This is a genomic window from Cohnella hashimotonis (assembly GCF_030014955.1).
GTDB classification, from domain to species: domain Bacteria; phylum Bacillota; class Bacilli; order Paenibacillales; family Paenibacillaceae; genus Cohnella; species Cohnella hashimotonis.
In genome coordinates, this window is record NZ_JAGRPV010000001.1 from 7,171,173 (window position 1) to 7,190,561 (window position 19,389).

The window sequence follows — 19,389 nt, forward strand, 5'->3', positions numbered from 1 at the left end:
ATGACATTGTTAAATGAAAAAGCGCTGCGCCCCTTCCTCATCCGTCGGGACGACTATGAAGCGGAGCCTGCCGGCATGCAGGCTTACTTCGACTACACGATGACCGTGCGGCGCATCGCAGATTGGCTGTGCGAGCGTTACGGCTGCGAGTTCCACCTTTACTATCAGGCGGACAGCAGCGATGCCTGGGACGGGCTGGACGACGACATCCGCAGCGGCTATACAGGCGTGCAGCATGCGGCGAGCCTGTTGGACCTTGTCGAGACGCGCATCTTCAAGTACGCATCCGAATCTGCGCCGGAAGCCGACGGCCACCGGAGCCAGCCAACCAACGGCACGCACGACATCCGCATGTCCGTCCGCAACAACCTGTTCGTATACCCGGCGCATCGCGTCGCTTTCGCGCGGGTGCCGCGGCTCGCCCACTATGGGCTGGACTACGAGGATCTGATCTTCGCGGAGAGCGACGCTCATCTCGATCGATTCCTGACGGAAATGCGCGAGCGGCAGCTGGCGGACCGGAAGCTGGTCGTATTCACGGATACCAAGGACGGCCTGGAGCGCAGCCGCGAGACCGCGGAGCGCCCGGTCGACCGGGACGGGGTATTCATGGACGAGTCGCTGAAGGCGCAAATCTTCCGCTCCGTGGATACTTTTTTCGCAGACGACCGCAGCTTCTACCAGACCTACGGCGTTCCCTACAAGCGGGGGATCTTGCTATACGGTAAGCCGGGGAACGGGAAGACGACGCTCGTCAAATCAATCTCAGCCACCGTGAACGCGCCGGTCGCCTACTGGCAGATTACCGAGTTTACAGGCAGCGAGTCGATCCAGCAGGTATTTGACGCAGCGGTGAAGCTCGCACCCATGGTGCTCGTCGTCGAGGATATCGACTCGATGCCGGAATCGTGCCGCTCGTACTTCCTCAATACGCTCGACGGGGCGACTTCCCGGGAAGGCATCTTCCTGATAGGGACGACGAACTATCCGGAGAAAATCGATCCCGCGCTCATGAACCGGGCCGGGCGCTTCGACCGCGCCTACGAGGTCAAGCTGCCGAGCGAGCCGCTGCGGCTGGCCTACCTGACCCACAAGGGCGCGGGACGGCTGACGGAAGAGGCGGCGCTGCCCGGGATTGCGCGCTTGACTGAGGGATTTACGTTCGCGCAGCTCGCCGAGCTGTACGTCTCCGCCGCGCTTGAGCTGCATCAGACCGGGTCGACGGATTGGGAACGGCTGATCGCGGGGATGAAAACCGATCTGTCCAAGGGACGGAGCCGGGAGTGGATGACCGAGAACGCCGGACGCAGAGTGGGCTTCTCGGCGGGGAACTGATGCTATCCTGCAAAAGTGCATCATACAAGGCTCGTATGGCGGTTTATTGCGATCTATCGTGCAAAAGTGTACTTTAGCTCGCCTATTGAAGCGAGAACTCGCTTGTTTGAGATAACAATCCTACACTTTTGCGCGATAGACGATAAGACGAACGAATGCGGCTCTCAATCGCGTACTTTTGCGCGATAGCTTCACGCAGGCCGCTTTGCTTTATTCAATTAATGATATACGCTGCGATAGATTAATCATCTTTAACGATCGCTTGCCGCAGGGCAGCGCAAGGCAGCGAGAAGAGGCGGAGCGCCGGCAGCTCCGCCTTTTGGTTACGCGCTGGCGCTTCGGAACCCGGCCTGGTAGCGCTCAGGTGTCCGACGCCTCCGAGTGCGGCAGCACCGCCCGGCCCGCTACGGGGGAAGACAGAATGACCGACGTATTCAGCATGCCGCAGGGGATCAGCCGCTCGACGAGGCGGTTCAGCGCATTTAGGTCCGTCACAGCCGCCTTGATGACGAATGTAACGGCGCCCGTAACGCGGTGGCACTCCAAAACGTCGCTTTCTTCGGCGATCCGGCGCTCGAACACGAGCGGCGATATCTTGAGCTCGCTGACCTGAATAATCACCTGTACGCTTCGTCCGACGGCCGGCGCCGACACGACGGCGCTGAAGCCTGTAATGATCCCCCGCTCCTGCAGGCGCGCGAGCCGCTCCGAGACGCTGGGACGGCTGAGCGACAGCCGCTTCGACAGCTCGCTGACCGTCATTCGGCCGTCCTCCTGCAGCAGCTTGAGCAGGCTGATGTCTATGCGATCCATGTAGATTCACCCTCACCTTCAAATTGCAGGACATCCGGCGTTTATTGTTTCAATGTGAGATTAAGTAACACAAAAGAGCTTCACTTCAACATTTCTCGGCGCTTACTCGCTGCGTATCATGGAATATAACATTACTTCATGGTAGGCAATCAGAAGCGGAGGCGTTTGTCATGAATCATATCATGCATCAGCGACGCAGGGAATGGCTGCTCATCGTACTGGGCTGCATCGTCACGGCCATCGGCGTATCGCTGCTGAAGGAAGCCCGGATCGTCACCGGAGGCAGCGCCGGATTGGCGCTCAGTCTCTCTTACTTGCTCCATATGAAGTTCCCGGTTCTGTTTATCCTGATCAACCTGCCCTTCCTGCTGTTTGCCTGGGTCAAAATGGGCCGCTCGTTCACGCTTCGGACGATCGGGGCCATCGCCCTGCTGTCCGGCTTGACCTCCCTCGAAGGGCTGTTGCCTGTATACGGCTTGCCCGTCATGGGCGAAGCCGTCGTCGGCGGCACGCTCGTCGGCATCGGCATCTGCATCCTGTTCAAAAACGGCGCATCGTTCGGCGGCTCGACGGTGCTGGCGCGCTATTTGCAGCTCAAATACGGGCGCGACCCCGGCAAGACCGGCTTTGCGTTCGACCTGGCGGTCATTGCGACGAGCCTGTCCGCCATCTCCCTCGGCGGCGCGCTGATCTCCGCGCTCTCGCTCGCGATCACCGGCACGGTGATATCGCTGTACAAGGGACGGCTGGACGCCTCCCGACGCCAGGAGCCCGGTCAGACCGCCTCCGCTTCCGCTCCCACCGTGGCCGCAGGATAAAAAAATGCCAACGAAAAACACCGAACGGCTTGGTCCGCTCGGTGTTTTTCGTTGCTTACCGGTTGCTTATCGGTTGCTTATCGCATAGCCGGCGCGACCGTTCGACCGGCGCCGCGGCTTCCGGGGGTCCGGACGCCTTTTTTATTGGTACACCGTCATCGGCTGATGATTCGGCACTTCCCGGTAGATCTGGCCGACCGTCTCCATCAGGTTGCCCGTCGCGGGCACGATCGGATACCACCCTTTGCGGCCCATGTACGACCATACTTCGTGCGCCTGATGCGAGCACATGCGGAACGCGTCCTCGAGAAACGCCCGCAGCTGCGGCGTCCCGCATTCGAAGGCGGCCCACGCGTACTCGCGGCCCGCGCGCTTCAAAGTCAGCAAGTACGAAGTGGCGATCGCCCGGTCGTCCAGTTCGGCCAGCTTCACCTGGGGCTCGATGGACGGATACGGCGGCGCAGGCACGGGCAGGAGCGCCGTCATCGACAGGCCGGGGACGTTCAGCTTGTCCGTGGAGCCGGTCATTTTTTTCACGAATTCGATCTTCATATTGTAATCCTGTACGTGGGCCGGATACTGCTTGGCAATCATCTCCCTCAGCTCCGGATCCTTGGCCTGATTCAGGAACAGCGCCATCGACTGAATGGAGTTCGTGCAGCTCATCAGGAGTTCGCTTAGTTCAAGCGCTTCATGGTTGCCCAGATTCAATTTGGAAAAACCCCCTTCGATTGGATACGCGCCGCAAGTAGTATGCCAAGCGGGACAAGGGATATGCGGAACGAAGCGCGGCCAAGGTCTTTGGAACCATTTATTCGGGAATCGTTGCGAAGTCTTTCCAGACATTTCTATACTAGGATTGCGTAATTGCAAATGAATGCCATGGGAGCGTGAACAGATTGAAGAAAAAGCTGACCGCAGCCGTCATCGGGCTGTCCATGGTCGCCAGCATGGGGGCGGGCGCTTATGCCGCTTCGAACCTGACGTCGATCAAAGCCTACTTAAATTCCGGACTGAGCTTCAAGGTAAACGGCAAGCCGTTCCAGCTGCGCGACGGCAACGGCGGCACGCTCGCGCCGATCACTTACAACAATACGACTTACCTTCCGATTCGTTCCGTCTCCGACGCGCTCGGCATCGCCGTGCACGTGGACAATAAGGGCCTCATCCAACTCGGCGAGACGGTCGACGGCATCTCGATTGCGACCGGTTTCGAGGGCGACAATCACACGAAGGATCCGTCCAAGACCGTCTATGACGGCAAGGATTACAAGGAAGTGTTCTTGGACAACAACAGCGGCGATCGCAGCGCTTCGTTCATGCTTTATCCGAAAAAGAAGTACCAGAAGCTGTACATTCAAATTGCCGCGATCGGCAAAGACATCAAGTCGTTCAACGTTCAGGATAGCGACACCGATATCGAGCTGAAAACGACGCCGATCGCCATGGGCGACGGTCTCGCCACAGTTGAAGTGGACATCGGGGGTTCCAACGCGCTCTACGTATGGGCCGAAACATCCGACGGCGGCTCGGTGTTCATTCCGCTAACGACTTCTTATTTTAAATAACGGATAAGCGAGCGTCCAAGAATCGCGCAAAACCCGTCAGCAGCGCATCGCTGACGGGTTTTTGGCATTTTTGCTTATTTTGGCGATTCGCCGGCGTCACGCAACCGGTCCTCGTATTGCGAGAGCAGCTTGCGCAGCGCGCCGCTGCTATCGGCGAGGCCGCTTTCGCGGTTGCGCGCGCGCCACAGCCGTTCGAACTCGCGGATGGTCTCCTCCAGTTCGCCCTTCAACCGGACCAGCCAGTGGCGACGCGATTCGGCATCGGGCAACTCCTGACCGAAAACGTACCGGTGCAGCCCCGCGCCCTGGCCGATCAGGCGCAGCGCGTTGGCGAGCTCGGCACGCGTGATGTCGGCATCGTCCCCCACAAGCACCAGGGAATCAAGTTCCTCAACGCGCGCAGCAAGCCAAGCCTCCGCCTCCGGGTAACGGTAGTCGAGCTCGAACGGCGTGCCGCTGCCGCCCATCAGCCGCTGAATCTCGACATTGACGGCGAGCTGCCTCTCCAGCTCCTCCCGCGTCAGCAAGCCGCGCCCCAACAAATAACTGGTGTACGTCATATTTTCGGCCGAGCTTCGTTCGAGCAGGTAATAGCGCCCCATCTCGAGCAGCAGCCGCGCGCCGGCGCCGCTGCGTTCCTGAAGCATGCGGCGCGAGACGTGGCGCTCCAGCGGCACCGTCGCTTCGAGATTGGCTTCCGCCTGCCAGGCCGCGCCGGCCGCATAGGCATACGCCGGATAGCTGGCTGCAAGCGGCTGCCAGTGTCCGCCGTCGCCCCAATCGCACACGACGAGTCCCCCGGCGCCGTAAGCCTTGCCGTTTCTGGCGGCATCGGCGATATTGGCGAGCATGTTGTCCGTGCGACCCGTGATGGCGGACCAGGTGCTCGTGCCAGGGCAGACGTAATACGGCACGCCGCTCTCCCGCAGCCTGCGGCAGTGTGGCTCGTAAGGCACCGGCGCATCGTAGTTCCAGTGCAGGACGGTGACGTCGGCAGGAAGTTCGGAAGCGAGCTCCGGATGATGAGCGAGCACATCGCCCCACATGAGCGTTTTTTTGCCGTGGCTTCGCACGATCTCGATCATACGCAGGGCATAGTCGAAATAGAGCCGTCCAACGCCGACCTCGTCGGCTCTGGCTTTGCTCGCGCCGGCGCCTAACCCGAACGGCTCGTCCAGGTTGATATTGGCGTATTCGGACCTGAAGTTGGGCAGCAGCTCGTCGAACAGATCCTTCGCCAGCGCGACCGATTGCGGGTCTGCCGGGTTGAGCGTGAGCGGCGGGATCTTGAACGGGATCGGCGGCGGCGCCGGCATCCCGTCCGGATGCTCGGCGAGCTCGCGGAACGCCGGCTTCGCGAGCCAGGCCCCCATATGGCCAAGGCAATTCTGGTTCGGCACGAGGTCGATGAACCGGGCTGCCGCATAGGCATCGAGCGCCCGAAATTCCGCGGCGGTAACCGGCGTCGTGTCCGGGAATTGATCCGCGTACTTGCGGTAGTCGAAGGCGAAGCCTTCCATATAAAGCTGCAGGTGGTTGAACTTGACCGCGGACAGCAGGTCGACCAGCCCGTACAGCGTGTCCATCTTCGGAATTTTGCCTCGTCCGATGTCAAGCATAACGCCGCGCACGGGGAAGTCGGGCTCGTCCCGGACGATGCAGTGCGCCCACTCCCCCACCTCGCGCTGGCCCTCGATCATCTGTGCCGCGGTCAGCAGCGCGTAGTGCAGCCCTTGGGCGGTAGCGGCGGCCAGACGCAGACCTGCCGCGTCCCAGCTCAGTTCGTAGCCCTGCGGGTGCAAACTCGGGTCGTAGACGATCCGCGCCACCGTTGCCGAGCTGGCTGCAGGATCTGCCAGGCCGTCGGCCTGGCCATCGTCTCGGAGCGCGGGAGCGACTGCAGCCCTCAGGCGCTCGGCGGCGCCCGCCGCCTCCGCCATGCGTGAGGCGGCTTCGTCTGCCGGCCGCGCCTCGAAGCGCGTCGCGGCCGGCGAGGCGCCGCCCCGCTCGACGTACTGACGCGGCTGCGGATATAAATACACAGGTGCATTCATCTTGCCGTCTCTCCTTCCCCGTTAAGCTTGCGCAGCGTCGCCTCGAGCGCCTCTTCGGTGAACTTGCCTCCGCTGAACGAGAGCAGGCCGCGCAGCGGCATATGCGCCATGAACGCCTTCAACATGGCCGCATGCTCGGATTCGAGCGCCGAGGCGAACGGCAGCGCCGCGGTCAACTGCTTGACGAAAGCCGCGCCGGCCTCCGTCTTCTCCAGCTCGGAAAGGGTCGAATTCCGGTGATAGGCCGCGGGACGCTTCGCCGTAGATTGCACCTCGACGACGCCCGAGAGCGCGATGTCGCGCGACGAGCGGCCGATCAATATCTTGAATGCCCCGGTATCGACCGTCCAGTCCTCCGCTTCCGCGTCATAGTAGGCGAAGCTGCGTTTGTCCAGCTTGAAGGCGACGGTTTTCGATTCCCCCGGCGCCAGCGAGATTTTCTCGAAGCCCTTCAACTCCTTGTCGGGCCGGATGACGGCGCTATGAGCGTCGCGCACATACAGCTGGACGACCTCCTGACCGGCACGCGCGCCTTCATTCGTCACGTCGACCGATACCGCGAGCGTGTCCGTATCAAGCATTTCTTGACGATCGAACGCCAGGTTGGCATAAGAGAAGGTCGTATAGCTTAAGCCGTGACCGAACGGGAATAGCGGCTCGATCCGCTTCTTGTCGTAGTAGCGGTAGCCGACGAAGATGCCTTCGCGGTATTCGACGCGGTCGCCTTCGCCCGGGAAAAACAAATACGACGGATTGTCCTCCAGCCTTGCCGGGAAGGTCTCCGCGAGGCGGCCCGACGGATTGGCGTCACCGAACAGCAGATCCGCGATCGCGCCGCCGAGCGCTTGTCCGCCCAGATACGCCTCAAGCACGCTTTTCGCCGATCCGAGCCACGGCATCTCGACCGGCGCGCCGTTGCCGAGCACGACGACCAGATTCGGCTGCGCGGCGGCGACCGCCTCGATAAGCGCGACCTGATTGGCGGGCATCCGCAGATGCGCGCGGTCGAAGCCCTCCGACTCGTAGCGCTTCGGCAGCCCGGCGAACAGCACCGCGACTTCGGATCCCGCGGCTGCGCGTACGGCCTCCGCCGCCAGCGCCTCGTCGGGGGTCTCCGCGTCCAACGCGTAGCCTTGCGCGTAGAGGAGCGCAGCCCCTTCGCCCGCCGACTTTTTCAGCTCCTCGTAAATGTCGTCGAGCCGCGTCGGGTTAATTTGCGAGCTGCCGGCCCCTTGGTAGCGGGGCTCGCGGGCCATCGCGCCGATGACCGCGATCCGGCCACCCTTGGTTAGCGGTAGAATACCGCCTTCGTTCTTGAGCAGCACCATGCTCTCGCGAGCGACCTCGCGCGCCAGACGATGATGCGCGTCGACGTCATAGGACGCGCCCGGCTTGCGCGCATCGACTGCTTTAAACACGATCCGCAGCAGACGCGCTACGGCCGCGTCGAGCTTCGCCTCGGGCAGTGTGCCGTCCAATACGGCGCTCACGATCTTCCGTTCCCCCTCGCCGTTGCTCCCCGGCATCTCCAGCTCGAGTCCGGCGGCCAGTCCCCGGGCCCGCTCGTCGACCGCGCCCCAATCCGAGACGACGAATCCCTCGTGGCCCCACTCCTCCTTCAAAATGCCGGTCAGCAGCCGTTCGTTTTCCGAAGCATACTCGCCGTTGACTTTGTTGTACGCGCACATGACCGTCCAGGGCTGCGCCTGCTTGACCGCGCCTTCGAAGCTGGCCAGATAGATCTCTCGCAGCGTGCGCTCGTCGACGACCGAGTCGCTCGTCATCCGACGATGTTCCTGATTGTTCGCCGCGAAGTGCTTGAGCGAGGTTCCCACGCCCTGGCTCTGCACGCCCATGATATGGTGCGCCGCCATCTCGGCGGACAAGTACGGATCCTCGGAAAAGTATTCGAAGTTGCGTCCGCAAAGCGGCGAACGCTTGATGTTGGCGCCCGGCCCGAGCAGCACCGCCACCTCTGCCGCCTGGCACTCCAGCCCGAGCGCCTCGCCCATGCGCCGGATCAGCGCGCGGTTCCACGAGCTGGCGACGCCCGCAGCCGAAGGAAAGCAAGTGGCGGGCACGCTGTTGAACATGCCGAGAATGTCCGCCGACGCCTGCTGCTTGCGCAGGCCGTGCGGGCCGTCCGTCAGCATGACGGACGGGATGCCGAGCCGCTCGATGCCCCGCGTGTGCCAGGTATCTGCGCCGGAGCAGAGGCTCGCTTTTTCCTCCAGCGTCATCTGCGCGATCAGTGTTCCGATGTCCCCTGTCTCGATCATGCCTTAATCCCTCCAAATCGATTTTATATGGCTATGCGTTCACGCTTCGAGCAATTCAAACGAAGCCGTCCGCACGTCGCGGCTGTTCGGGCCGACCATGACACGGAATTCGCCCGGCTCGGCCGCATAGCCGGCTGCCGGCGACCAGAAGGCGAGATCGGACTCGCCGATTGCGAAGACGATCTCCCGGCTCTCGCCGGGCGCAAGCGCCACCTGCGCGAAGCCTTTCAGCTCCTTCACCGGACGCACGATGCTGCCGCATACGTCCTGGATGTACAGCTGCACGGTCTCTACGCCAGAAGGTCCATCAGCGTTCGTCACGGTCACGCGCGCCTCGAGCTTTCCGCCCGGCGTCAGCGTTTCCCTGTCGAGCCGCAGCTCGCCGTATTCGAACCGGGCGTAGCCGAGTCCGTAGCCGAACGGATACAGCGGCTCGTTCGGGCCGTCGAGGTACTTGGAAATGAACTTCTCGCCCGCGTTCGCCTCCGTCAGAGGCCGGCCCGTGCGGAAATGATTGTAGTACACCGGCACCTGCCCTTCGTGCAGCGGGAAGCTCATCGTCAGCCGGCCCGACGGATTGCACGCGCCGGTCAGCACGTCCGCGATCGCATGGCCCGCCTGCGAGCCGAGGAACCAGGTCTCGACGATGGCGTTCGCATGCCGGTCGAACCAGGTCAGATCGAGCGGCCGTCCGTTCGTCAGCACGAGGACGACGGGCTTGCCCGTCGCGGCGACAGCCTCGGCCAGCCGCAGCTGCGCGTCGGGCAGCGCGATGCGCATGCGCGAGGCGGCCTCGCCCGACATGCCGCTGTCTTCGCCCAGCGCGAGAAGGACGACGTCGGCCTGCTCGGCCTGCGCGACGGCGGCCTCAATGCCGCCGTCGATCGGCGTGCCGACGCCGCTGCCCTGCGCGTACAGTAGCCTGTCCTCGCCATAGCCCGCGGCGACGAGCCCCTCGTACAGCGTGACCGTCTCGTGTCCGAAGCGCGAGAACTGCCAGGGTCCGAGCAGGTCCTTGCTGTCGGCGAACGGTCCGATCAGCGCGAGCTTCCCGCGGCCGCCGGGGCCGCAATCCCGCGATGCGGTCGAAGGAAGGGAGACGGCATCGCCGGCCCCCTCGAGCCGACCGCCCGCACCGGACGCGCCGCCGAGCGGCAGCGCGCCGTCGTTCTTCAGCAGTACGATCGACTTCGACGCCAGCGCCCGGCTCGCCGCAAGATGCGACTCGCTGAAGTGCATCTCCGCCTCCCGCTCCGGCCGAATGTACCGGTAAGGATCGTCCATGAGGCCGAGCCTGTACTTGAGCGTCAGGATGCGGCGCACCGCGTTGTCGATTTGGCTCTGGGACAGCTTGCCTTCCGCGGTCAGCCGCGGGATATGGTCGTAAGCCCGCGTGACCATCTCGATGTCCATCGTCGCGTCGACCGCCTTTTTCGCAGCCTCCTTGGCATCCCGCGCATGGCCGTGCTGCACGATCTCGTCCACCGCGCCATAGTCCGAGATGAGCACGCCCTCGAAGCCGAGCTCGTCGCGCAGCAGCTCCTTCAGCAGCGGGACGCTCGCCGCGACCGGCACGCCCTGGTAGATATTGAAGGCGTTCATGACCGCCCCCGCGCCCGCTTCGATTCCCGCCTGAAAAGGCGGCAAATAAACGTTGCGCAGCGTCGCCTCGGACATGTCCACGGTGTTGTAGTCGCGCCCGCCTTCGGCCGCGCCGTAGCCGACGAAGTGCTTCAGGCAGGCGACGATCGTATCCAGATCGCGCAGTGAGCCCTGCCCGTCCGTGCCGCCCTGGAAGCCCTCGACCTGCGCCTTAGCGATAAGCGCGCCGAGATACGGATCCTCGCCGGCGCCTTCTACGACCCGGCCCCAACGCGGATCGCGCGAGATATCGACCATCGGACCGTGGTTGTACACGATGCCCGAGGCCGCGGCTTCGCGCGCCGAGACGGCGCAAGCTTCGCGGATCGCGTCCATATCCCAGCTGCATGCCCAGGCGAGCGGCACCGGGAAGATCGTCTGCGCCCCGTGGATGATGTCGTTGTTGAACAGCAGCGGGATGCCATGCGGCGACCGCTCGACCGCAATCCGCTGCAGTTCGAAAACGCGACCCAGATCGAAGGCGCCGAGCACGGAGCCGGCGCGGCCTTCGGCCACGAGCTTCTCCGGCGGGTCGGACGCGACCGCGCCGCCGAATGAGAAGTTGGAAGCCATGCACTGGCACATTTGGCCTACCTTATCGGCGAGCGACAGCTTGCCGAGCAGCGCTTCGACCGCCTCGCCGATCTCCGCTTCGCTGCGAGGCGGCGGCGCGTCCGTCTTCCGGTAAGCGGCGATCTCGTCCGCCAGCGAAGCGTAGAGCGTGGGACCGCGCCCGCGGATACACGCCAGCGCGAACACGCCAAAGGACGGCAGCCGCAGGCTGCCCTCGAAGGCGTCTCCCTCGAAGCGCAGCTCCACGCTCGTTTCCTCGTCCGGCTTCCAATAAGCGCTGCCGGTCGCGCGCAGGGTGCCGCCTTCGGCCTCTACGCGATCGAACCGCACCGGCAGCGGGAACGGCTCCATCGCCATGTCGAGCGCATAGGCGGCTTTTTTCGCCACCTTGAACTGGAGCTTCAGCTTCAGCCGGGGCGTCTCGATAAACGCATGCCATATTCCGAGCATTGACCGTACCTCCTCGCAGAATAAGAATCCGCGCGTCTATTTTTTATCGCGTCAATCGCGTCAATCGCGTCAGTCACGTCAGTCACGTCAGTCACGTCAGTCACGTCAGTCACATCATTCGTGTCATTCGCGTCGATTGCGTGTCAGCGACCTCAACCCTTAACCGCGCCGATCGTCATGCCTCTGACGAAATACTTCTGGAAAAACGGATAGGCGATCAAAATCGGCACGACGCCGATGACGGCGATCGCCATGCGGAACGTCTCGCTCGGCAAGGCCGCCAGCGCCTGGCTGCTGCCCGCGCCGCCGCTCGTCGTGAGGAACTGGATGTCGTTCATGATGCGGTTGAGCACGTTCTGCAGGCTGAACAGGTTCGGCTCGGTCACGAACACAAGCCCGTTGTTCCAGTCGTTCCAATAGGCGAGGCCCTGGAACATGCCGACCGTCGCCAGAATCGGCAGCGATAGCGGCAGGACGATTCGATAGTAGGTCTTGAACTCGCCTGCGCCGTCGATGCTCGCGGATTCGAGTACGGCAAGCGGCACGGTCGTCTGGAAAAAGGTGCGCATGAGCAGCACGTTGAAGCCGTTCATGAGCAGCCAGGGGAGCAGCAGCGCCAGCAGCGTGTTTTTCACGTCGAGCACTTGCGTGTACACCATGTAGGTTGGCACGAGGCCGCCGTTGAACAGCAGCGTGAAGAAGACGACGAAGGCGATGAACTGGCCGCCGGGCAGATCCCTGCGCGACAGCGGGTAGGCGAGCAGCGAAGTGATGACGAGGCTCGCGAACGTGCCGATGACGGTCACGAGCACCGTGATCCCGTACGCGTGGAAAATCTGACTCGACTGGTTCCACAAGTATTCGTAGGCGCTGAAGCTGATGCGGGACGGGAAAAACGAGTACCCGTTCGCGACGATCGTTTTCTCGTCGGTGATCGAAGCCATGAACAGCAGAATAAACGGCAGTACGCAGGCGAGCGACAGCAGGATCAGGACCGCATGCGCGGCCCATTGCCACTTTCGGTTTTCAACGTCCATGTCGGTCCCTCCTTAGAACAAAGCGTTTTCTTTGTTGATTTTGCGAACGATATAATTGGAGATCAGCACGAGCACGAAGCCGACGACCGATTGGTAAAAGCCCGCCGCGGAGGACATGCCGATGTCGCCGAGCTGCATCAGGCCGCGGAAGACATAGGTGTCGATGACGTTCGTCGTCTCGAACAGCGCGCCCGAATTCAGCGGCACCTGGTAGAACAGCCCAAAGTCCGCGTAGAATATCCTGCCGATCGCGAGCAGCATGAGCATGATGATGACCGGCGTGATCATCGGAATCGTGATCTTGCGGATCTGCAGCCACTTGGACGCGCCGTCGAGGCGCGCGGCCTCGTAGTACTCGCCGTCGATGCCGATGATCGCCGCTAGGAAGACGATGCAGTTGTAGCCCACGCCTTTCCACAGATGCACGAACGTCAGAATATACGGCCAGTACTTGGGCTCCGTATACCAGGCGATCGGCTCGATCCCGAGGGCGGGCAGCAGCGTCTTGTTGAGAAAGCCGGTATCGGTGCTCAGCATCGCGTACACGAGGTAGCTGACGAGGATGATCGAGATGAGGAACGGCAGGATAATGACGCTCTGGTACAAGCGCGAGGCGAACCGGTTTTTGATCTCGTTCAGCAGGATGGCCACCGCGATGGCGAGGCCAAGCCCGAGAACGATGAAGACCGCGTTGTACAGCAGCGTATTGCGAGTGATGAGGAGCGCGTCGCTCGTCTTGAACAGGTACTCGAAGTTGTCGAAGCCGATCCAGTCGCTGCCCCAGATGCCCTTGCTGTAGTCGATGTTCTTGAAGGCGATGGACAGCCCGAACAGCGGCAAATAATTGTTGAGGACCAGGTACGCGAGTCCCGGCACCAGCATGAGGTACAGCGGGACGAACCGGCGGAGGCTGCGGCGTTTTTTGCGGTGCGCGATCGTGGCCACCGTATTCTCCCCTTTCTTGTCGTCGGCGTATCGTGCCGCCGGCGCTATGAATCGATTGTATCGGAGCGACGAACGCCCCCACTACCGCTGCGGCGACTTCCGCTTTGCGCTTTGCCGACCACCTGCCGGGCCGTCTTCCGCCACTGCTTGCCGAACGGCAAAGAACCCGGCCAATGCAGGATTGGCCGGGCAAAGATGCACGCGTGCGCGTTGAATTACGGAGTCGGATTGGCCTTCGCCCACTCGTCCAGCTGCTTCTGCTTCTCGGCGACGATCTTGTCGATGCCCGCCGACTTCAGCTTGGCGATGAACTCGGGCAGTACCTTTTCCGGATCGACGCTGCCCGTCTCCAGTGGCAGCTTGTATTGGGTGACGACGTTGGACACCGCCGCGAACTCGGTCTTGACCGGCGTCGCGTCGAAGGCGAAGCCCATCGCCTTGGAGTGCTGCGCGCTTTTGTTGAACGCGTCCATCTTGTTCCAGATGTCGGCGTCGCCGCCTTCCATCGTGTAGGACAGGAACTGGTTGCCGAACATCCAGCCGAGCGGCATGTTGTAGGTCGTATTGGCGGCGTTGACGCCCTCCGGATACTTGATGACGCCGTCCTGGCCGTCGACCTTCGCATAGTGCTCGCCTTCGATGCCCCAGTCGAGCAGATTGACGATATCCTTGTCCGCATACATCAAGTTAAGGAACTTCATCGCCGATTCGCGATGCTTGGAATTGACGGGAATGCCCCACATGGCGCCGGTGACGGTGCCGGTCCTGGCGATGACGGGCGTCAGCTCTTTGGCGACGACTTCGGTGCCGGCGGCCTTCCCTTCCTGCTCGGCGATGCCCGGTTTAATCGCGGCGAAATAGGCGAAGCCCTTGCCGGAGCGGAGCAGCTCGAACGTCGACGTCTTGTTCGTCGATGCATCCTTCAGAACATAGCCGTCTTGGTACCACTGGCGGAACTTCGTCACTAGCTCTTTGTATTCCTGCGACTCGTACAGATCGACGACCTTCAGGCCGTTGTCGTAGTTCGGCAGCACGCCCAGCGAGTCGCCCAGATTGTCGTACGTCATATAACCGTCCAGGAAAGACATGTTGACGCCCGGCGGCACGAGCGGCGCGAAGTCCGGCTCGCCGGCCTTGACCGTCTTCAGCGCGGCAGCGAAGTCGTCCAGCGTCTTGATCGCGTCGACGTCGATGTTGTACTTGTCGATGAGATCCTTGCGCATGATCACGCCGTAACTGCTCGCCAGGTCGCGCACGGACGGCACCGCATAAATGGCGCCCTTGATCTTGGGCACGTTGATATAATCCTCGCCGACAGCCGCCTTGACGCCCTCTCCGTACTGGCCGAGCAGCTCGTCGAGCGCCACCAGCTGGTTCTTGGCGACCATGCTGCTGTATAGGCCTCCGCTCACGTACATGAGGTCCATCGTCTCGTTGCTGGTGAACATCAGATTCGTCTGCTGCACCCATTCGCCCGAGCTGATCGCCTTCAGCTTGACGGTCGTGTTGATTTTGGCCTGCGAAATTTTGTTGATCGCCGCTTCGATGGCCGGCATCTGCGGAATGACGGTGCTGATCATCGGAAAAGTGACGGTGATCTCTTCCATCTTGCCGCTCGGCGCGGCCGAGCCGCTGCCGGACGGAGCCGGATTGCCGCTTGCCGCCGAGCTGCCGCTCGGCGCCGCGTTGTTGCCGTCGTTGTTGCCGCCGCAAGCCGACAGCGCCACCGCCGTCGCGAGCAGCAGCGAAGCCGCGGCCGTGTTTTTCTTGCTCATGTTCGTTCCCCCCGCTTTGCTTGAATGGTAACTGTCTTTATTGTAAGCAAGCGCTGTCTCGGGTACTGCTCCGCTCACGACCTCGGGCTGTCACTTTGCCGACTTTGTGCTTCGCTATGCCGGCCTGCGGCATGCCGCTGGCGATATTCGGCCGGGCCCGCGTCCATGTACTTCTTGAACATGCGCGAAAAGTGCGAGAAGTTGGCGTAGCCGATCTTGCTCGCGACGGCGCTGACCGGCATGTCCGTGTTCTCGAGCAGCTGGGCGGCGATGTCGAGACGCTGCTGCAGCAAGTAGTCCGAGATGGACTGGCCCGTATCCCGTTTGAACACGCGCGTCAGATAGTCGGGGTTGAGGAAGACATGCGCCGCGATATCCTCTCTGGAGATGTCGGCGTCCAGATGCTCGCGGATGTACGCTTTGGCCTGCTCCACCACGCTGGGCGAATGCTCGAGCGCCGACGCGTAGTCCATCGCCTTGCCCACCGCATGGCGGATCCAGGCCAGTGCGTCCTGCGCGGACCGGGTCGCGCGGGCGTACAGCTCGGACGAATCGCGATCGCCGAGCAGCCGATGCGCCTGGATGCCTTTAACCTGCAATACGTAATGGACGGTCTGCTGAAAATCCTGCACGAACGCGCCGAGCAGCGAAGGCGTGAGTGCGCCGGCGCGCAGCTGTTCGCCGATGTAGGCTTCGGCCGCCTGCAGCACCTTGTCCCGCGCGCCTTCCTTCAGCAGAACCGCCCAGACGCCCATATCCGGGAGCGAATGCGCCCGCGCTTCGGCACGCTGTTCGCCCGGAAGGAACACGCGGCTGTCGTACGACACGTTGTTCGCGTCCCGCTCGAGCAGCCTCCTGTAGCCCTCGCCCATCTCGTGGACGTGCGCCGGCTCGCCGATATAGCAGGCTACGTCGCAATAAAAATACCGCGGACACGCCGCCATATACGCTTCGCAGGACGACTTCAGCCGCAGGAGATCGACTGTCTCACGGCCGTCTCCGCCCAGCACCGCCAGCATCGTCTCCTCCGCCGGCGACAGCAGCAGCCCGCTGTCGTGCCGCTCCATCACGAGTTCTTCGGCCGACTTGCGCAGCGCGTAAGACAGAATTTTTTTGTCGCGCAAGGAGAACTCCCTGTACCATCTCCGAATCCGGATCAGCAGCGGGACGAAAACCAGCTCGCCCGAGTACGGGATATTGCGCGCTTCGGCGGCTTTGGCGACCGCCTCCGACTGCGGCGGAATTTCGTGGTTCAGGATGTCCAGCCAGAACCGCTCGACGAGCAGCGGCTGATGCTGCACCCAATACTTGCCGTACTGGCTGAACTCGCTGAGCTCGCTCTCTTCGTCGAACTTGACGAGCGCTTTTCGCACCGACGCCTCCAGGTCCGCGTAAGGAATCGGCTTGAGCAAATAATCCAGGCTGCCCAGCTGAATCGCCTGCTTGGCGTATTGAAAATCCGCGTGGCAGGTCAGGAATATCGTCTGCGTCCTCGGGTAGCGCGCACGCACCCATTCCAGCAGCTGCAGGCCAGAGCCCTGAGGCATCTCGATGTCGCACAGCATGACGTCCACCGGCACCTCGCCGAACACGGTCTTGGCCTGCTCCGCGCCATATGCGGTCAGCACGCGGCCGATACCGATCGCGTCCCAATCCACGCCCGAGCGAATGCCCTCTACCGCGAGCGGTTCGTCATCTACGATCAAGAGCGTATGCATCGCCCTTCCTCCCCTTCCCGTCCGCGTTCAGCGGCACCGCGATCTCCGTCACCGCGCCGTGCGGGTCGTCGTTGTAGCATTCCATCCAAGCTTGATCTCCGTACTGGAGGCGAAGACGCTCGCGGGCGTTCCACAGGCCGATATGATCGCCTTCGCCGTCCGTCGGCACGCGGCCGTACCGGAAGTCCGCCAGTGCCCCTTCCGAGTAGCCCGGCCCGTCGTCCCGAACGGTCAGGCACACCATGGGCTGCTCGGCCAGATCGTCCAACGCGGCTTCGATCGTTAGCGTCGTCCGTCCGTCCGCCCGGACCGCGTGCTTGATCGTATTTTCCACGATCGTCTGCAGCAGAAGCGGAGGTATCCGCGTCTCGCCGAGATAGTCGGGCACACGGATCGCGCATTCCAGCTGCCCGGCAAATCGCATCCGCTGGATGCGCAAATAGTTGCCGATATGGCCCAGCTCGTCCTGCAGCAGCACGAGCGACCGTCTGCTCTGGAACATATAACGGAAGTACTGGACAAGGGACATCGTCATTTCCTGAATGAGGCCGTACTGCTTGACCTGCGCCAAGTTGTACAGGATGTTGAGCGAATTCATGAAAAAGTGCGGGTTGATCTGCAGCTGCAGCTGCTTGAGCTCGGCGCGCTGCTTGCTGATCTGCTCCTCGTACACATTGATTTTGAGCGCCTCGATCTGGGAGCTCATCAGGTTAAAGGTCTGATGGACCAGCTGAAATTCGTCCGGCGCCTGCCGCTCCTCCATGCGCGTGCTGAAGTTGCCCTGCCCGATCAGCCGCATGGCGGCGACCATCTTGCGGAGCGGCAGCAGCAGCAGTTGGCGAAGAAACCAGAAGCCAAGCGGCAGCATCAGCACCGCGAGCACGATGACGATCGCCGTCGCCCGCTTGAGATACGGCAGATTTTCCAGAATCGAACGGTCCGGAATCGCCGCTGCCAGGCCGAAATCCCCTTTGCCGGACGCTTCGCCCACGATCAGATGCGAGTGTCCGCGTCCCGACAAATAATACCCGTCGCCGAACCCGCGCGAGAAGTCCAGTCCCGCTTCCTCCAGCGGACGCGTGCTGTACAGCTGCTCGCCCGCCGCGTTAACCATCAGAACGGCGGTCTCGTCGCCCGTCCGCGTGCTGCGCAGCGGCTCCACCAGCGAGGCTACGCGGACCCACGCGCCGATATAGAGATTGCCGTCGCCGAAGACGCGGACCAGATGGTACGGCTCGCCAATGCGCTCCGCCTTCCATGCGGCGTTCGTATATTCCGGGTGGGAGATCAGCGTATCCACCTTTTGTTCCATCGTTTGGCGCATGGCGACGAGCTCCGCATAGGTGAACGAGCCCCGGAATGCCTCCACGATATCCTTCCGGGCCGCCGAGTAGACGAAGAAGCCGTCGATATACGGGTAGACGGTCAGGTCGGAAGACAGCTTGCGCGAGACGGCGCTCTTCGCCAGCATGTAGGCATCTTCCGACGCGGACTCTCCCATCGTCTGCACGTTCGGGTCCGTCGTCTGCAAGGCGACCATATGCCGCTCGGCCTCGGTCAGCTGTCCGTCGATCTGCTTCATATAGATGCGGATCAGATTCTCGTTCGACATCGCCACCTGGTTGTGGACGACGCCCACGCTGTATTGGTTGTTATAGATCAGCAGCGCGATCAGCGGCAGCGTAACGGCCAAAAGGCCAAGCACCAGCTTGACCCGAATCGAGCGCCAAGGAATTTTCGCGAGTCGGCTGAACATGCGGGTTCCTCCGATCGGTGAAGACGCGTTTTTCTCCAGCTTACCTTCACCGTCAAGTATTGACTACCCCTGCGCCGACTAATCGCTTGCGGTTTGACGACCTGGGACCCTATAACGCTGCGCAAAGTCGCAGCAAAAACCGCCAGGGGTAATCTCCCTGACGGTAATGGTTCATATTGAGCGGCGCGTTCGCAGACCCTCATCCGCCCCGGGGTCCCGCCCTGCCCCTGAGCAACAGCACCAACTCCAGAACGATACCGACTACCAACCCAAGCCCAAGCAGCTCCATGTATAAGAGCAGACTCGAGAGATCTTCCCAGCCCGTGCCGCGCGAAACGAACGCCATGAACAGCAAACCGAGCAAGTTTCCCGATAGGACCGACAAGGCCAGCCACCGTGCGCCGAGCCAACCGGATATAGCCGCGAACGCGCTTACGGCTAAGGCGACCAGCAGAAAGCGGAAAGCGTGTACGACCGTCCATGACTGTCCCAGCACGACGAACCGCATGAGCCAAAACAGCAGTGTCGTGACGAGCCAGGACGTCGCGCCCCAGGAGAGCCACTGCTTGCTTCGAGAAGCGGGAATGACGCGCATGACGTTCACCCTTTCACCGACGAGAATCGGCC

At 62.2% G+C, this 19,389-nt stretch carries 14 protein-coding genes; 3 read left to right on the top strand and 11 right to left on the bottom strand.

Going from position 1 to position 19,389, the window contains the following annotated elements:
- Entirely contained in the window at positions 1 to 1,335 is a 1,335-nt protein-coding gene (locus KB449_RS28625) for an AAA family ATPase (RefSeq protein WP_282911611.1), read from the top strand.
- 360 nt (positions 1,336 to 1,695) lie between these two features.
- Here the strand turns inward: KB449_RS28625 and KB449_RS28630 are convergent, their stop codons facing one another.
- Positions 1,696 to 2,148: an Lrp/AsnC family transcriptional regulator gene (locus KB449_RS28630; protein ID WP_282911612.1), complete on the bottom strand. Its 453-nt coding sequence runs from the start codon at positions 2,146 to 2,148 to the stop codon at positions 1,696 to 1,698.
- 170 nt (positions 2,149 to 2,318) lie between these two features.
- Here KB449_RS28630 and KB449_RS28635 point away from each other — a divergent pair, with 170 nt between their 5' ends.
- Positions 2,319 to 2,966, top strand: coding sequence for a YitT family protein (locus KB449_RS28635; protein ID WP_282911613.1), 648 nt, complete (start codon positions 2,319 to 2,321; stop codon positions 2,964 to 2,966).
- Positions 2,967 to 3,107: 141 nt separating this feature from the next.
- Here KB449_RS28635 and KB449_RS28640 read toward each other — a convergent pair whose 3' ends face one another.
- Positions 3,108 to 3,677, bottom strand: coding sequence for a spore coat protein (locus KB449_RS28640; protein ID WP_282911614.1), 570 nt, complete (start codon positions 3,675 to 3,677; stop codon positions 3,108 to 3,110).
- A gap of 179 nt (positions 3,678 to 3,856) precedes the next feature.
- On the opposite strand from KB449_RS28640, the gene KB449_RS28645 reads away from it, so the two are divergent.
- Positions 3,857 to 4,534, top strand: a complete 678-nt coding sequence (locus KB449_RS28645) for a stalk domain-containing protein (RefSeq protein WP_282911615.1) — start codon at positions 3,857 to 3,859, stop codon at positions 4,532 to 4,534.
- A 74-nt stretch (positions 4,535 to 4,608) separates the two neighbouring features.
- Here KB449_RS28645 and KB449_RS28650 read toward each other — a convergent pair whose 3' ends face one another.
- The 9 genes from KB449_RS28650 to KB449_RS28690 all read right to left on the bottom strand — a co-directional run bounded on the left by KB449_RS28650 (position 4,609) and on the right by KB449_RS28690 (position 19,357).
- A complete protein-coding gene (locus tag KB449_RS28650; protein ID WP_282911616.1) occupies positions 4,609 to 6,588 on the bottom strand; it encodes a beta-N-acetylhexosaminidase in 1,980 nt (659 codons plus the stop codon).
- A complete protein-coding gene (locus KB449_RS28655; RefSeq protein WP_282911617.1) occupies positions 6,585 to 8,867 on the bottom strand; it encodes a beta-glucosidase family protein in 2,283 nt (760 codons plus the stop codon). The genes KB449_RS28650 and KB449_RS28655 overlap by 4 nt, the downstream gene beginning before the upstream one ends.
- 39 nt (positions 8,868 to 8,906) lie before the next feature.
- A complete protein-coding gene (locus KB449_RS28660; protein WP_282911618.1) occupies positions 8,907 to 11,531 on the bottom strand; it encodes a glycoside hydrolase family 3 N-terminal domain-containing protein in 2,625 nt (874 codons plus the stop codon).
- A 152-nt stretch (positions 11,532 to 11,683) separates the two neighbouring features.
- A complete protein-coding gene (locus KB449_RS28665) occupies positions 11,684 to 12,568 on the bottom strand; it encodes a carbohydrate ABC transporter permease (RefSeq protein ID WP_282911619.1) in 885 nt (294 codons plus the stop codon).
- A 12-nt stretch (positions 12,569 to 12,580) separates the two neighbouring features.
- Complete coding sequence (locus KB449_RS28670) at positions 12,581 to 13,450, bottom strand: ABC transporter permease (protein WP_282912929.1); 870 nt, start codon at positions 13,448 to 13,450, stop codon at positions 12,581 to 12,583.
- 278 nt (positions 13,451 to 13,728) lie between these two features.
- Complete coding sequence (locus KB449_RS28675) at positions 13,729 to 15,288, bottom strand: ABC transporter substrate-binding protein (RefSeq protein ID WP_282911620.1); 1,560 nt, start codon at positions 15,286 to 15,288, stop codon at positions 13,729 to 13,731.
- A 74-nt stretch (positions 15,289 to 15,362) separates the two neighbouring features.
- Positions 15,363 to 17,006: a response regulator gene (locus tag KB449_RS28680; protein WP_282911621.1), complete on the bottom strand. Its 1,644-nt coding sequence runs from the start codon at positions 17,004 to 17,006 to the stop codon at positions 15,363 to 15,365.
- Positions 16,981 to 18,762 (bottom strand): sensor histidine kinase, encoded by a 1,782-nt coding sequence (locus KB449_RS28685; RefSeq protein WP_282911622.1) that lies wholly within the window; start codon positions 18,760 to 18,762, stop codon positions 16,981 to 16,983. The genes KB449_RS28680 and KB449_RS28685 overlap by 26 nt, the downstream gene beginning before the upstream one ends.
- Positions 18,763 to 18,961: 199 nt before the next feature.
- Positions 18,962 to 19,357, bottom strand: coding sequence for a hypothetical protein (locus tag KB449_RS28690; protein WP_282911623.1), 396 nt, complete (start codon positions 19,355 to 19,357; stop codon positions 18,962 to 18,964).
- Positions 19,358 to 19,389: the final 32 nt, after the last annotated feature.